Origin of the sequence: Alloacidobacterium sp. (genome assembly GCF_035631355.1) — a bacterium.
In the GTDB taxonomy this organism is placed as follows: Bacteria; Acidobacteriota; Terriglobia; order Terriglobales; family Acidobacteriaceae; genus Alloacidobacterium.
Window position 1 is genome coordinate 110,350 of record NZ_DASQIX010000003.1, and the last position, 14,997, is coordinate 125,346.

A 14,997-nucleotide genomic window follows, 5' to 3' on the forward strand; every position below is an offset into this window, starting at 1 on the left:
TACCTCCTCGGTAAAAGCTTGCTGAGATGGGCTCTCGATGAGCGTCATCAAGACCCTGAATGCTTTCCTCAATTGATGGACCACGAAGAGAAAGCCTATTTCAACAAATCGTGGCGATAGTATTTCGCTAGTCGCGCATTAAGAACTGCCTGCATCTGAGGAGTCAAAGGAGCAATGTTTCGTTGTTCCGCAAGAGCAGCAGAATCAGCAGAAACCTCATTCGTGCCGATATCGTTTCTCTCTTCATCTGGAATAAGGATCGTCGTGTGCAAATCACCATTTGGGAGAAATCCTCTGGCTACAATCAACCCACGATCCGTAATAAAATCGGCCTCGATTAGATTGATTTCCGAGTCGTTGGAAATCAGCATATTGAGGTCAAGCATCGGGCCATTACCGTCCCACAGGAAGGCGTGTGAAGCGGTTGTGTTCTGGCCATCCCAGAACCAGCTTTGTCCCACGATCTGACCTTTCACATTAACGCCAAATGCGTTACTGGAATTGTCTCCATCTACTGTTCCAAGATCAGTCATCTTGCCACGTTTCCAGAGGAAGGCATGGAGGCTCTGATCGGCGATTGCACTGATGCCAATCACGTCGCCAGCATCACTCAGCCATTCCGCGTTGCCATAATCTCCTCCTAAGGTTCCAAGGTCACTCATTTTCCCGCGCTCCCAAAGAAACGGATGCGTGACTAGATCACCGGCCAGGTTCGACGCTCCCACAACTTGGCCGCGATTGTTGATTGCACTTGCCACCCCAAGAGTGCCACCGAGATTTCCCAAATTTTGCATCCTACCCTTCTCCCACAGGAATGGAGCAAAAGGAGCGATTCCCAAGGGACCGGGAATAGAAGTAACAGGTGAGACACCGACAACTTGTCCCAGATTGTTCATATCGTTGCCGAACGCACCGGGCCCTCCCAAGCTGCCGAGATCGAACTTCTTTCTGCCATCCCAGCCAAAGGCATGGATTTCTGACGCCTGACTGAACCCAAAATTCTCTCCAAATCCTGAATCATCGGGTTTGCCATTTTCAGCATCACCCATTACAAAGTTCTGATCGGTAACAGCGACAGCAATGCTGAATCCGCCACCGAGGGTTCCAAGATTCCTGATCTTGTCGTGGTCCCAGACAGTGGCAATGAACTTCGGAATCCCGGTGACCGGATCAAGCTCACCGTTTTGCGACTGCCCTACAATTAGGCCGCGTGTATTGATTGCATTCGTGTAACTGCTCGAACCGCCGGGCAGAGTGCCCATGTCTGTCAACTCACCCTTGCGCCAGACATAAGCGTGTTGAACGAAGCAGCTCGCATCCCAGCATGCAAAAGGATAAGGGTCCGGTGCGTCTGTATCTGCCGCACCGACTACGATTCCGTTAGCGGTGGCAATTCTGGTGAGCACGTTGTAAACGCTGACAGGACCTCCAAAGGTTCCAACATCTATGACCTTGTATCGAGGACGACGCTGATTGTTTTCCTGGGCCCAAAGATAAGTCGAAAAAATCATCAGACTCATCGCTAACATCCCAATAGTACGAATCCATCTCATGACCTTCTCCGCTACAGATAATTTCGAATTAAACTGTGTTTGCTTCTCTGCGAATGTTTGTTACTCTCCGCTTTAATCCACTGCAAACCCCGAGAGGCTCGATACTCACCAGCCACGCCGTATATCGTGAAATCTGCGTCCCTCTACGGTGAGTTTTCATCAATGGAAGCCCGAAATGCATCAATCTTAAAGACAGGTGGTGGCCCGAATGTGCAGCAAGTTAGTACCATCTCTGATGAAAGGCAATGGCTCAACTCTTTATTTCGTGTAAGCAAGATGTTAGGAAGGAAGATCAATAAAAGGTTCTACTTAGACTCTGCTGGTGGCGTAACATGACGCAGGAAGCGTAGGGCGGTGCCGCAATGGTTTCCCAGGGAACCGAGCCGCGCACAATTCGCTTCGGCCCCTTCGAGCTCGACCTCGCCAATCGCGAGCTGCGCAGACGGGGCCATCTCGTCAAGCTTCAGCCGCAGCAGTTCGCTGTCTTGCAATTGCTCGTAGAACGCGCCGGACAGATCGTTTCCCGCGAAGAGATTCACCAGCATATTTGGGGCAGCGACACGTTCGTCGATTTCGAACGCGGCATCAACTTTGCAATCAATCAGATACGCGCCGCATTGGGCGATAGTGCTGACAAGCCTCGCTACGTTGAGACCATTCCGCGGCGCGGTTATCGCTTTCTCCATCCAGTTGAGTTCTTGTCTGAGTCTGCTGTCGAGCCGAATTCAAGCAAGACGCTGGGATTAGTAGCGAGTTCGGAGGTACCCTCCAATAACGCAGCACCTCCTCCGCTCATAGCCGTCAGGCCGTTCTGGAAGAAGCCCATCCTTTGGGGTGCTGTGGCGCTTGTTCTCATAATTGGGTTATCGGCTGTTTGGTGGCTGGCGCGTCGGCGCCACACTTCTCCGGATGCATCGGCGCAAATCACTGTTAAATCGATTGCAGTCCTGCCGTTTGTAAACCTGTCTGAGAAGCCCGGAGAAGAGTACTTCGTGGAGGGCATGACGGACGAGTTGATTACAGATTTGGCGCATCTGCCGGATATGCGCATCATCTCACGGACATCCTCGATGCAATATGCAGGCACGAAGAAGTCCATACCGCAAATAGCCAAGGAACTGAACGTCGATGCTGTCGTTGAAGGAAGCGTAGTCCGCGCGGGAGATCGAGTACGGATTCGTGTCCAGCTCATCTATGCACCGCGCGATGAACATATGTGGGCTTCCGCCTATGAACGCAATCTGGAAAATGTTCTGGACCTGGAACAAACTGCTGCTCTTGATATTGCTGATGAATTGAAGTTGCAATTAACTGGCCAGCAACTGGCTCGCGCATCCAGGAGCCGGACCGTAAGTCCGGAGATTTATGATCTTTATCTTCGATGCCGTTTTTTCTGGGACAAGCGTGACGACGATGGATTGAAGAACGCCATTGTGTGCTTCAATCAGGTCATTGCAAAAGATCCATCCTACGCTGAGGCATATGCGGGCCTGGCAGATACCGATATTTTGCTGTACGCGTATGCGCCCACATCCTCCGCAAAGCTAATCGGTGAAGCAGAAATCGCGGCGGAAAAAGCGGTTTATCTGGATGACAATCTGGCTGAGGCCCATACCTCCCTGGCTATGTTGGCCCTCTACAACGACAATTGGAACTGGATGGAAGCCCAAAAACATTACCAGCGGGCTTTACGGCTAAATCCTAACTATGCCACCGCACATCACTGGTACGGCGATGCTTACCTTGAAGAAATGGGGCGGGTGGACGAAGCGATTGTTGAAATCCGGCGAGCCGCAGAACTTGACCCTTTGTCCCCGATCATCGCCACCGATCTCGGCAAAGCGATGATTTTTGCACGTCGATATGATGACGCAATCACTCAGTTGAACAATACTTTGGCGCTGTACCCCGATTATTCACTGGCCCATTATTGGCTGTACTATGCCTATGCTGAAAAGGGCGATTACTCAAAAGCTTTCGTCGAGTTGGACAAGGTACAAACCTTTTTAGGCCGGCCGAGATATCTGGCGGAGCGTGCCTTTCTCACTGCCCGGTCAGGAGATTCAAAGAAAGCACGCGTAATGATCGATGATGTTCAGGCACTCTCTCAGCGCGAATATGTAAATCCTTCTGCAATGGTCTACGCATATACCGCTTTAGGCGATAAAGACCAGGCATTTGCCTGGCTCGAACGAGGCTATCGGGAAAAACTTCCGTTCATGGGTTCTATAAAGGTAGTGCCCTGCCTCGATCCGCTCCGTTCTGATCCTCGCTATTCAGATCTGACCCACCGGCTCGGTCTTCCGTCGTGAATGGTTGATCTTCCGTTTCGCAAATCTCTCCGATAGACTTCCGAGCATGTCCTGCTTACCAAATGCTCTCGCACTGGCAGTCTGCTCGTTTCCCCTTCTTACTTTCGCTCAGTACCCGCGCTTTTCCGTGAGCTTTTCTTCGGAGCGCAGCGCGCAGCCGCTCGACGGGCGGCTTCTCCTGCTGCTCTCCAATGATCCGACTGCGGAACCGCGGATGCAGATCAACGACACGGCGCGCACGCAGATGGTCTTTGGCGTCACGGTCGATGGCTGGAAGCCCGGCGACGCGACAGAGGTCGATGACTCGGCGTTTGGCTACCCGATTCGCAGTCTGAAGGACGTTCCCGAAGGCGATTACTATGTTCAGGCTGTGCTGAACCGCTATGAAACGTTTCATCGCAGCGACGGCACAACGGTGAAGCTGCACATGGACCAGGGCGAAGGGCAGCACTGGAACATCTCGCCGGGAAACCTGTACAGCAAGCCGGAGAAGATACATGTCGGGCCAGGAACCACAGCAACCATCTCGCTAGACCAGGAAATTCCGCCGATTCCAGACGCGAAAGACATGAAATACATCCGGCATTTGAAAATCCAGAGCGCGCTGCTGACAAAGTTCTGGGGACGGCCGATGTATCTGTCGGCGATTGTGCTGGTGCCCGAAGGTTTCGACGAGCACCCCAACGCCCACTTCCCGCTGATAATCTTTCACGATCACTTCTCTGAAGGCTTTGGCGATTTCCGCACCGAGCCGCCTGATCCGGATCTGAAGCCGGACTACAGCGAGCGTTTTCACATCTCCGGTTACAACCGCATTCAGCAGCAGGAGGCTTACAAGTACTATCTGCAATGGATCAGCCCTAAATTCCCGCGTGTGCTGATTGTGAAGATCAATCATGCCAATCCGTACTATGACGATTCGTATGCGGTGAACTCCGCCAATGTCGGACCGTATGGCGATGCCATTGAGACGGAACTGATTCCCGCAATCGAAAAGAAGTTTCGCGGCATTGGACAAGGGTGGGCGCGATTTATGTATGGCGGATCGACCGGCGGCTGGGAAGCGCTGGCTGTGCAGGTCTTTTATCCCGACCACTACAACGGGACGTTTGCCGCATGTCCTGACCCGATAGATTTTCGCGGATACACGACAATCAATCTCTACGATGATGCAAACGCATTCTACACGCAGGGTGCGCACAAGCGCGTGCCGCAGCCTTCGATGCGGAATTATCTCGGGAAAACTCTCGCCTTGCAGCGAGACAACAGCGCATACGAACTGGCGCTGGGTGACCACGGACGCTCAGGCGAACAATACGACATCTGGCAGGCGGTCTTCGGTCCGGTAGGCGCGGACGGCTATCCGCAGCCAATCTTCGACAAGGAGACAGGCGTGATTGACTACAAAGTCGCCGAATACTGGAAGGAGCACTATGATCTGCGCGCCATCATGGAGAAGAACTGGCCGACTCTCGGCCCGAAGCTACAGGGCAAGATTCACATCTATGTGGGTAGCGCGGACACTTACTTCCTGAACAACGCTGTCTACTATATGGAGGATTTTCTGAAGTCGACGAAGAACCCTCCCTATGACGGCGAGGTGAAGTATGGCGACCGCGCGGAGCACTGCTGGAATGGCGATCCGACGGAGCCGAACTATCTGTCGCGGTTGCACTACAACACGATGTATCTACCAAAGATAATCGACCGGATTGAGAAGACGGCACCGAAGGACGCGGATTTGACGAGCTGGCGATACTAAAACCAAAAGCGCGGACCAGAAAGGCCCACGCTTTTAGAAGTTGCTCTCAAGCGATCAGAAATCCAGCCGCATCGAGACTTGCCCAGACCTCGCGCCGCCAAAGTCTGAACCGATAGCGCTTGAGATCAAGCCGAAGCTCGGAGAGCTGACATTCATATTCGGATCGCTCAGGTTAGTGTGGTTGAGCACGTTAGTGAACGTACCCTCCGCCTTCAGCTTCAGCCGCTCAGTTATGGAGAATGTCTTGCTAAGTCCGGCGGAAAGGTTGACGGTGCCTGGGCCAATGACGGAGCCGGGTCCTGCATTTCCAAAACGGCCAATCGGGTTCGGAAAAGGGCCGGAGCCACTGCCGGTGGTGCAGGCCGTTCCCGGCTGCCAACTGGCATAGCCGGGGCATGTAAAAGCGCCGGGATTGATCCAGGTCAAACGCGTTCTACTGGTTGGCTTGATGCTCGCGCTTTGCACTCGATCGGGATACTGATTCCGATGGCCGCCGTCGAAGCCTGAATCTGTTCCATTCAGCCCCGAGCCTGTGCCGGAGGGATCGCCCTGGCCGTTCGGGAAATAGGGCGATTCATACGGTCCACCTTGCCAGAGGAAGATGCTCGAAAGCCTCCACCCGCCGACAGCCGCGTCCGCAATGCGGGACATGCTAGATCCAAACATGCGTCCGCGTCCGAAGGGAAGGTCGTAGACCGCGGTGGTGTTCCAGCGATGACGGCGCGTGCCGAAGACGTTTCCGTAATCCACGTAGCGGGCAATGATTGAGGTGGCGCGCGAGCCTCCTGTTTCGCCGGCGAAGCCGGTGTTAGCCGGGCCCTGGTTATCCGAAAGCGCCTTGGCGTAGGTCCAGGATGAGTTCAGCTCGAGCCCATGCTGATATCGATGGTCAAACTCAACTTGAAGTGAATTGTAATTTGAATTGGCGCCAGTGGCGCGCGTGTTGATTCGTCCCCAGTTGGGGAAGAGCCGCGCGCTTAATGGCTGGAAGTTGGCTGAGGTCGTGTTTGAGAAAGGCAGGGTATTTTCATCCGGCGCCCAGACCAGTTCGTGCGTCACCGATCCAATGTAAGATAAGCGCGCGCCATAGCCTCTGCCAAAATCGCGGTCGATGCTCAAAGACCACTGCTCGGTATAGGGGTCCTTCCAGTTGGTGCTGTTGGCGGTCCCAAAGTAGTCCTGCCCATAGCACGTGGAGCAGCCGCCGCTGCCAGCCCCCGCATAGATATTTGGCCACTGATAGCCGACGGTGTGCGTGTTCGTGTCGAGCGTGTTCGTGTATTGCGTAGTCTGCGCCTGCAACGTGCCTGTCAGAGAGTAAAAGTTTCCACCGAGCACGGTGATGTTGTACATGCCGAAACCGGCGCGGACTGCTGTTTTGTCATCATGAAACGGACGCCACGCAAAACCGAAGCGCGGCATGAAGCGCCAATGGGGATATTTCTTCAGTCCCGAGGGGAAGCCTGCCTGACTATTGGTGAGAACAGGCATGCAGGGAGCGCCGTTGATGATGGCTGAGTTAGTGTTGTTTATTCCGTCGGGATTGCAGGCATTGGCGCTGGCCAGGAAGCCCTGCGCCAAAAGACTGGATTTGCCGTCAGGATAAATGGAGCGACCGGCGAGCGGGAGGCTGGGATCAAAGTTCCCAATGTCTCCGCCCTTGTCATAGTAGCCCGGGTGCAGTTCGTAACGAATGCCATAGCTGAGCGTCAGGTCCGGGCTGACCTTCCACTGGTCCTGGCCATAGAAGTGGTAGTGGATCGAAGTGCCGTCATTGTCCTGCTCTACGACATCGTAGAACGTCTGATAAGGAAGGCCCGAGAGGAAGTCGGCAAAATCCACCCCGGTAAAGAGGCCTGCGCTGCCCTGCGTGTTGTACCCGAAGGTGCCATAGTTGTCAGAGCCGTTGAAGCCTAGCGGGGTAATGGCTTCGAGCGTCCGGATATCAGCGCCGAATTTGAACTCGTGATTCCCCTTCGACCAACTCAATGCATCGGTATAGACATAGGTGCGAGACTTGTTGAGAGAAGTCAACCGGTCCGCGTTCAGCGCACTGATGTTGTTGAAGTCAAGCTCGGGGATACCGTTGTAGAAGAGATTTTCTAATCCGTTCAGCCCCAGTCCCTGCGTAAAGGACTTGCCGTCGAAGGTGTTTGATTGCCCCGAACTGTAAAGCGTAAAGCCAAATCCAGCTTCATTAATCACATGCGGAGTAATGGTCCAGTTTGCACTTACTTTCAGAACGCGTGATTGATTGGTATTTAAAGAAGATGGAACAGCGAGAGGCTCGGGGCTGCTGATCGGAAAGTTCTTCCATGTAAACCTGCCCCACAGAAGAAATTTCTGGTTTGCGCCGAAATACTGGTCTCCACGTATGTCGAATTGGTCAGAGTGGCCGCTGCTGTCTTTATTAACGATATAGTTGGCCGTTCCGTCATCAACATAAACGGTCGGATCGCCGACGTTCGGGTCAGGATAAAACGAGAGCAGCTTTTGCGCGGATGTATTGATGGAAGGCAGCTTGGTCCCATAACTTCCCCCAGTAAATGGATTGGTGAGCCCCGTAAAGCCTTCGGAGGAGTACTTCGAAAAATCCCCTTGTTTCATCAACGTACTGGGAACCTTGAAGCTTTCTGTTGACTGCGAGGGATGCCGCCACCCTTCATACGCGCCATAGATAAATGTTCTGTTGTGCCCGTTGTATAGGTGCGGGATAACAACCGGGCCACCGAAGCTGCCACCATAGGTGTTGCCGATGAGCTTCGCCTTGTGGAGGGTAGTTGGATAGGTGTACGGGATCGCGTCGAATGCTGCGTTCTGCTGATACCAGAATGCCGAGCCGTGGATCGTATTTGTTCCGGCCTTCGTCGTCACCGTCACCTCGCCAGGCTGACCAAACTCAGCATTGTTCTGCGCGCCATCGGCACGCAGTTCGGAAATCGACTCGCTTGAAGGAAATGCATCAGCTATCGGTGAATTCCCCGTCGCACTCTGGACTGTAATGCCGTCTACGGAAACTTCTGTCTGAAACGGCAAACCGCCTTGCAAAGAAAAGCTGCCGTGATCTGCCTGCACACCGGGCAAAGTGCCGACAATGCCCAGGGCGCTGGTGCCGCTGGCGCTGGCACGCGTATTCACTGGTAGGTTGGCGACATCTGCAGCGCTGTATACAGCGTTGATGGAAGGTGTCTCGGTGTCGATTGTGCTGATGGTATCACCGGAGACAGTAATCACCTGCTGGATGCTGCCCACTACGAGAGAGGCGTCCACGCGAAGTTGCTGGCGGACGGCAAGCGTAATGCCGATTGCCGACCATTTCTGGAATCCGCTCTGCGCGATCTCCACGGTGTAGACGCCGGCCTTCACGTCGGCGAAGACATAATCTCCTGTTTCATTGGTTTTGGTGGTGCGGACTGATCCTTCTTCGGTGTTCGTCAGGGAAACGTCGGCCCCGGCAACCACAGCGCCGCCGGCGTCTTTTACGTTGCCGAGAATGCTTCCTTGAATAGACTGCGCCCTGCTGCTTGCGCTGACAAGCAGGCAAACGGCAAGGATGATGACGGAGTTCAAGCTTCGTTGCAACAATCGCTGACTTTTCATGTGGGTCTACGGCCTCCTGTTTACAGCAACGCGTTCAAATGGACTGAGTTTGATACCGGACGGCATAAGAAACAACCGTCTGCGCGGTTGTGGGGAAGTTGCCGTCGTCAGTTCTCCAGAAAATCAGGGGCAGTGATTCAGGTTGCCGCTCATTGTGCACCAGAACCTTTTGCCCTGTCGAGCGCTTTATCAATGTAGAGAAGTCTCTGAGACAACATGCCAGAGATATGTGACGCGACAGTTACAAAATGCGGCCTGCCTCTGCATGGCCGGCATTTTCACCGGATCTTCATGGTTTCGTTGTGGAAAAACAGACTTGAATTGTGAGGAATATGCAGTAGAAAATCAGCGGGCGAGGCTTGCCTGTTTCTGCTGCGCCCGGTCAATCGCGTTGAGCACTATGCCCGGCGTCAATACTTCAGGGAGGACCTGTGGCGCGTCCTGTGCGGTACCTGAGTAGATGGCGTAAGTGGGCACGCCGCTGCGTCCGAGTGAATTGAGAGCCTGCGTGATGGTGGGATCAGCGTTTGTCCAGTCGGCGCGGACGAGAGCGAATCCGCCATCGCGCAGTTTCTGCTGCACATCAGTTCTGTTGAGAATGACGCGCTCATTTACCTGGCAACTGAGGCACCAGTCAGCTGTGAAGTCAATGAATACTGGACGCCCCTGCGCTCGATATTTTTCCACCAGTGCAGGCGAGAATGGCTCCCACTGCGACTTTGCTATTGTTGTGTTGGCATGCGCGGACGCCACGCTGCCCTTGCGCGCGCCGAGAACAGGAAGCGCGATTGCCAGAATCAGCACAAAAGTAGCAGCCGTGGTTGCAATTAGCCGGGCTGGCCAGCGTCCGAGTATCCAACCGGCGATGGCCAGCAACAGAAATGCGGACAGCAGATAAAAGAGCGCATTCGTTCCGGCAGACTGGACGAAGAGCCACACCAGCCAGATCACTGTAGCAAAGATAGGGATTGACGTGGCCTGTTTGAGAATTTCCATCCACGCGCCGGGGCGCGGCAGGAGCTTCGTCCATGCAGGATTGAAGGTCAGGAACAGATAAGGCGCAGCCAGCCCCAATGCCAGCGCCGTGAAAACCACAAGGCTGACAAGGGCCGAATGAGCGAGTGCATAGCCCAACGCCGCCCCCATAAATGGCGCAGTACAGGGAGTGGCGACGACCATCGCCAGCACTCCGGTAAAGAAACTGCCCGCGTATCCATGCTGCGCCGCAAGCCCGGAGCCTTTGCTGGTGAGAGAGAGACCAATCTCAAACTGTCCCGCAAGCGAGAGCCCGAGGAAAAAGAGCAGCAGTGCGATGATGCCAATAAAAATCGGCGACTGGAATTGAAAGCCCCATCCAAGCTGACGTCCGCCCGCACGCAAAATCAGCAGCAGCGCGACGACGATCCAGAACGAGACGAGGATGCCGAGCGTATACACCCATCCGTGTGCGCGCAGCCTGTGGCGCTCCTGTTGCGAGGACTGCAAGAGCGATAGGCCTTTAATGAAGAGCACAGGAAAGACACACGGCATGAGGTTGAGAATCATGCCGCCGATGAACGCAAGCCCGGCGATTTTGGCGAGGCCCGCCGTATCACTGCTTGAAGAGGATTTCGCGGCGGCAAGTGTTCCCTGCTCTGCGTTGATCTCGAAGGCATTGCCATCACCCAGAACAATTAGCCCATGCAGCCGACCTGGATTCTGCTTGAGGTTCTCGTCTTTCTTCAGGCTGATCTCGAATCCGTTGCCGAGCGGCGTTACCGGCTGTGGCGCGGCGTTGGCGAGCTGGTTCTGATCGAAGGGAAAGAACTGCGCCGCTGTCTCTTGCCTGCCGGTAATCACCGTCAGATTGAAGCCTGTGGCCGTCGGCATGAACTTCGCTTCCATGCTCGCGGGCGACGGCTGCGGCATGGTGTGTTGCAGACGCGCGATCAACTGCTGGTCCGCGCTGACAAAAGTAGGCGACGACGGAGGCGATGACAGCGCTGTGCGCTCAACGTCAAGAGTCGCTTTGCCGGGAATGCAAACTTCACGGCAGACGATCCAGTCTACCTTTGCACTTAACGTTGCCTCATTGCCTGTGGGCTTAAATGCCGGACTGACGTGCACCGGGACCGGAAACAGGACTTCATTCTCATAGCCGAAGTCCATTAAAGGGCCGAGCGGCAAACGCTTCGGCGCGGGAAACTGCATCCCGTCGGCGGTAACACCTTCGGGCAGCGTCCACCTGACGCGCGGCGGCTCACCGGAATCGCCAGCATTGATCCAGTAAACGTGCCAGCCGGGATCGAGCTTGAAATAAAGGCCCGCAGTAAAGTTCTGCCCCGGATAGATTTCCGCAGGCGGCACAACCAGTTGCACGGTCAGGTGCGGCGCCGTTGCTGTCGGCGCAGACCACGCCACAGACGTGAAAATCAAGATGCAAAGAATCGGAATTAGAGTGCGGACGCGCATTTTGCCGGTAACTCTATTGTAGGACGCACTGCAGAATGTTCCGGTTACAAGGTTGCCGAAGACACGCAGTGAAGTAGCACAGCGAAGGATCTGCTTTTTAGCCCCAGCCGGCAGCCATGCGCTCTTTCAGAATGCAGCGGTCCATCACCACCTTAATTCCAGCAGCCTCGGCCTGGGCAGCGGCTTCCTCGTGCACAACGCCTTCCTGCAGCCAGAGATACGGAATCTTCAGACGGATCGTGTCCTTCACGATATCGAGAACATATTTCGGCTGGCGAAAAACATTGACAACGTCGATCCTGCCCACTGATTCAAGCGTCGCATCGAGTGTAGAGTAAGCCTTCTCACCAAGCGAGCTTTCTATCAGCGGATTGACCGGGACAATGCGATATCCACGACTCTGCATAAAACGCGAAACACCCAGGCTGGCGCGGCCTTCCTTATCGGTGAGGCCAACGACAGCGATGATCTTCGCGTTATCGAGAATTTCGCGGATGGTGGCAGGTTCGTTCATATCAAAGGCCACGGCCTTATTCCAAATCGTCTCCCGCATCCACAGCCACAGACACTCCGCCATTCCGCCGCATCATCAGATATCCACGAATAAACGGTTCTAAGTAGCCATCGAGCACGCGATCCACATCGCCAACCTCGACTTTTGTGCGGTGGTCTTTGGCCATGCGATAGGGTTGCAGAACATAGGAGCGAATCTGCGAGCCGAAGTTAATGTCCAGCTTTGAGTCTTCGAGCTTCTTTGTCTCGGCTTTCTTCTTTTCCAGTTCGAATTCGTAGAGACGCGAGCGCAGCATCTTCATCGCCTTCTCGCGGTTCTTGTGCTGCGAGCGCTCGTTCTGGCATTGCACTACTATGTTGGTAGGAATATGCGTGATACGTACGGCGGAGTCAGTCGTGTTGACATGCTGGCCGCCTTTGCCGCCCGAGCGGTACGTATCTGTACGGATGTCTTCCGGTTTGATGTCGATTTCTATCGAATCGTCGATTCCCGGCGAGACAAAGACCGACGCAAATGAAGTATGGCGGCGCTTGGCTGCGTCAAACGGCGAAATGCGCACGAGGCGGTGCACGCCGGTTTCGCCCGAGAGCAGGCCGAAGGCATAGTCGCCGGAGACGGTGAAGGTCGCCGACTTGATGCCGGCTTCTTCGCCGTCCTGATAGTCGTTCATCTCCGTCTTGAAGCCCTGCTGCTCAGCCCAGCGCAGATACATGCGCATCAGCATCTCGGCCCAGTCCTGGCTCTCGGTGCCGCCCGCTCCCGGATGCACGGTCACAATTGCATTCAGCGCGTCAGTCTCACCTGAGAGCATGGTGCGCTCTTCGAGCTTCTCGACGTATTCGCTCAACGACTGAATCTCGCGTTCGAGGTCCGGCTCGACAGGCTCGCCTTCACGCGCGAGATCGAAATACGCCTCGATGTCTCCTGTGCGGCTTACAAGCTCATCATCTGAAGCAAGCCGCTCCTCGATGCGCTTACGATCACGCATCAGCGGCTGCGACAGCGCGGCATTCGACCACAGACCTGGATCAGAAAGTTTAGTTTCTATTTCAGCTAATTGTTTGCGAAGACGGGCAGAGTCAAAGATACTCCCGCAGGTCGCGGACTTTGTCCCGGACGGGCGTGTAGGCGAATTCGAGATCGTTCAACACTTAGGAGACCTGTCTTTTACGTGAAGATTGGCGGGCAAGAAGGCGCGCTGCCTTCACTGCGGCCGCTAATGTGATTATCCCACAGAGGATGGCGAAGAGGTCGCCGTAGCGTGCGTAGAAGGTGAGATCGTCGTTGTAGCTGAACCGCGCCACCAGCGAAGTCCGCACATTGCGCGGCGCGCTTACCGTCGCGCGGCCTCGCGGATCGATAGCCGTGGTAATTCCATTATTCGTGTCGAGCAGAATCCAGCGGTCGTTCTCAATCGCCCGCATCCGCGCCATATTCAGGTGTTGCCACGGTGCGCTGGTATCGCCATACCAGCCGTCATCAGAGATATTGACGAAGACCTGCGCTCCATTGATGGCAAACTGGCGCACCTCATCCGCAAAGATTGATTCGTAGCAAATAAAGATGCCGAAAGTATGTCCGCCGGCGCTGAAGACCTTACGATAAGTGCCGCGCTGCAAATCGACAAGTTGCTGCGTAAGATGCTTTGCGAAGAAAAAGACATTCCGATAAGGCACATATTCGCCGAAGGGAACGAGGTGGATCTTGTCGTAGCGGCCAAGAATGTTGCCATCCGGAGCAGTAAAGACGCCGGAATTATATGTGCCTGCCTGATCGTGTCCCAGCATACCTGCGACTACAGGAGCGTGCGTACTAGTCGCCATGCTGCGCAACAAAGCAACTGTGCGCGGCTCATCGCTGCGCAAAGAAGACTGCGCTTCCGGCCACACAACAACACCCGGAGGCGATACGTTCCCGCCGCACGACGGCTGCTGCATTTTTGCCGAGTGCCTCGGCAGTCCCATATAAGCAGGAGTGCAGGTGAGACGGCTCTGCTCCAGAATCCACGAAGCATTTTCATCCCACACCGGGCCAACCCATTCGTTGTCCGCACCTACATCGAGGTTTGGCTGCAACAGAACGGCAAAAGTCGAGGTTGGAGACGGCTTCGGCGCAAAAAATGAACCGAACTGAAGCAGCACAATCAGCAGCATGGCCCCTACGCTGATCCGGATGCGCATATGAATGGAGCGCGCAAGCAGCGCAGCCGCGAGCAATGCATTCCCCGCAGCAAGCACGAATGAAATTCCATAAACGCCGGTGAACGGAGCAAGGCGCGTGAGCAGGAAATTATCCACCTGCGAGTAGCCCAGTTGGTCCCAGGGAACGCTGGTGATGTGCGCGGCGGCCAGTTCAATCGCTGCCCAGAAGAACGGCGCCAGCACTAGAGGAAATACATTCGTACCAAACGCCTTGCGGCACAGCGCTACAAGAAATCCGAAGAGCGCGAAATACAGACCCAGCACCATGCTGTAGAGCACCAGAATGCCGACCGCGCCCGGTGGCGGCACATTTCCATAAAGGTGCATAGTGGCGTAAATCCAGTAGCAGTTCAGGATGTACCAGAACACTCCGCAGACATACCCGGCAAGTACGCTGCGGCGCAGGTAGTGTTCTGCTTCGACACTGCATTCCATAAGCAGCCCATAGAGCAGAGGGATAAGGGCAACCCAGGCAAAGGCCGCGCGCCATCGCGGCAGTGGTCCGGCAATGGGAAATGGCAGGTCGAGAAGGATAGCCGAGAGCAACCCGAGAAGAATGGGCCTGCGAATGAAGGAGCGCATTCAGGCTGAGTCTACCATCCAG

Annotated in this window: 8 protein-coding genes; 2 read left to right on the plus strand and 6 right to left on the minus strand. The window is 54.9% G+C overall.

Annotated elements, in window-relative coordinates; translation table 11 throughout:
- Window positions 1-95: 95 nt before the first annotated feature.
- Complete coding sequence (locus VEV40_RS01030; protein ID WP_324829512.1) at window positions 96-1,553, minus strand: hypothetical protein; 1,458 nt, start codon at window positions 1,551-1,553, stop codon at window positions 96-98.
- A 362-nt stretch (window positions 1,554-1,915) separates the two neighbouring features.
- On the opposite strand from VEV40_RS01030, the gene VEV40_RS01035 reads away from it, so the two are divergent.
- The gene (locus tag VEV40_RS01035) at window positions 1,916-3,865 is read left to right on the plus strand and encodes a winged helix-turn-helix domain-containing tetratricopeptide repeat protein (RefSeq protein ID WP_324829513.1); all 1,950 of its coding nucleotides are present in this window, start codon (window positions 1,916-1,918) and stop codon (window positions 3,863-3,865) included.
- Window positions 3,866-3,992: 127 nt separating this feature from the next.
- The gene (locus VEV40_RS01040) at window positions 3,993-5,627 is read left to right on the plus strand and encodes a hypothetical protein (protein WP_324829514.1); all 1,635 of its coding nucleotides are present in this window, start codon (window positions 3,993-3,995) and stop codon (window positions 5,625-5,627) included.
- Between the two features lie 54 nt (window positions 5,628-5,681).
- Here the strand turns inward: VEV40_RS01040 and VEV40_RS01045 are convergent, their stop codons facing one another.
- From VEV40_RS01045 to lnt, 5 genes are all read right to left on the minus strand, one after another.
- Entirely contained in the window at window positions 5,682-9,227 is a 3,546-nt protein-coding gene (locus tag VEV40_RS01045) for a TonB-dependent receptor (protein ID WP_324829515.1), read from the minus strand.
- A 345-nt stretch (window positions 9,228-9,572) separates the two neighbouring features.
- Window positions 9,573-11,627: a protein-disulfide reductase DsbD family protein gene (locus VEV40_RS01050; RefSeq protein ID WP_324829516.1), complete on the minus strand. Its 2,055-nt coding sequence runs from the start codon at window positions 11,625-11,627 to the stop codon at window positions 9,573-9,575.
- Between the two features lie 148 nt (window positions 11,628-11,775).
- The gene (locus VEV40_RS01055; protein WP_324829517.1) at window positions 11,776-12,192 is read right to left on the minus strand and encodes a CoA-binding protein; all 417 of its coding nucleotides are present in this window, start codon (window positions 12,190-12,192) and stop codon (window positions 11,776-11,778) included.
- A 16-nt stretch (window positions 12,193-12,208) separates the two neighbouring features.
- A protein-coding gene (gene prfB / locus VEV40_RS01060) for a peptide chain release factor 2 (protein WP_324829518.1) occupies window positions 12,209-13,343 on the minus strand; the annotation gives its coding sequence in 2 pieces (ribosomal slippage) (window positions 12,209-13,273 and window positions 13,275-13,343; 1,134 coding nt in all).
- A complete protein-coding gene (lnt, locus tag VEV40_RS01065; RefSeq protein WP_324829519.1) occupies window positions 13,344-14,975 on the minus strand; it encodes an apolipoprotein N-acyltransferase in 1,632 nt (543 codons plus the stop codon).
- Window positions 14,976-14,997: the final 22 nt, after the last annotated feature.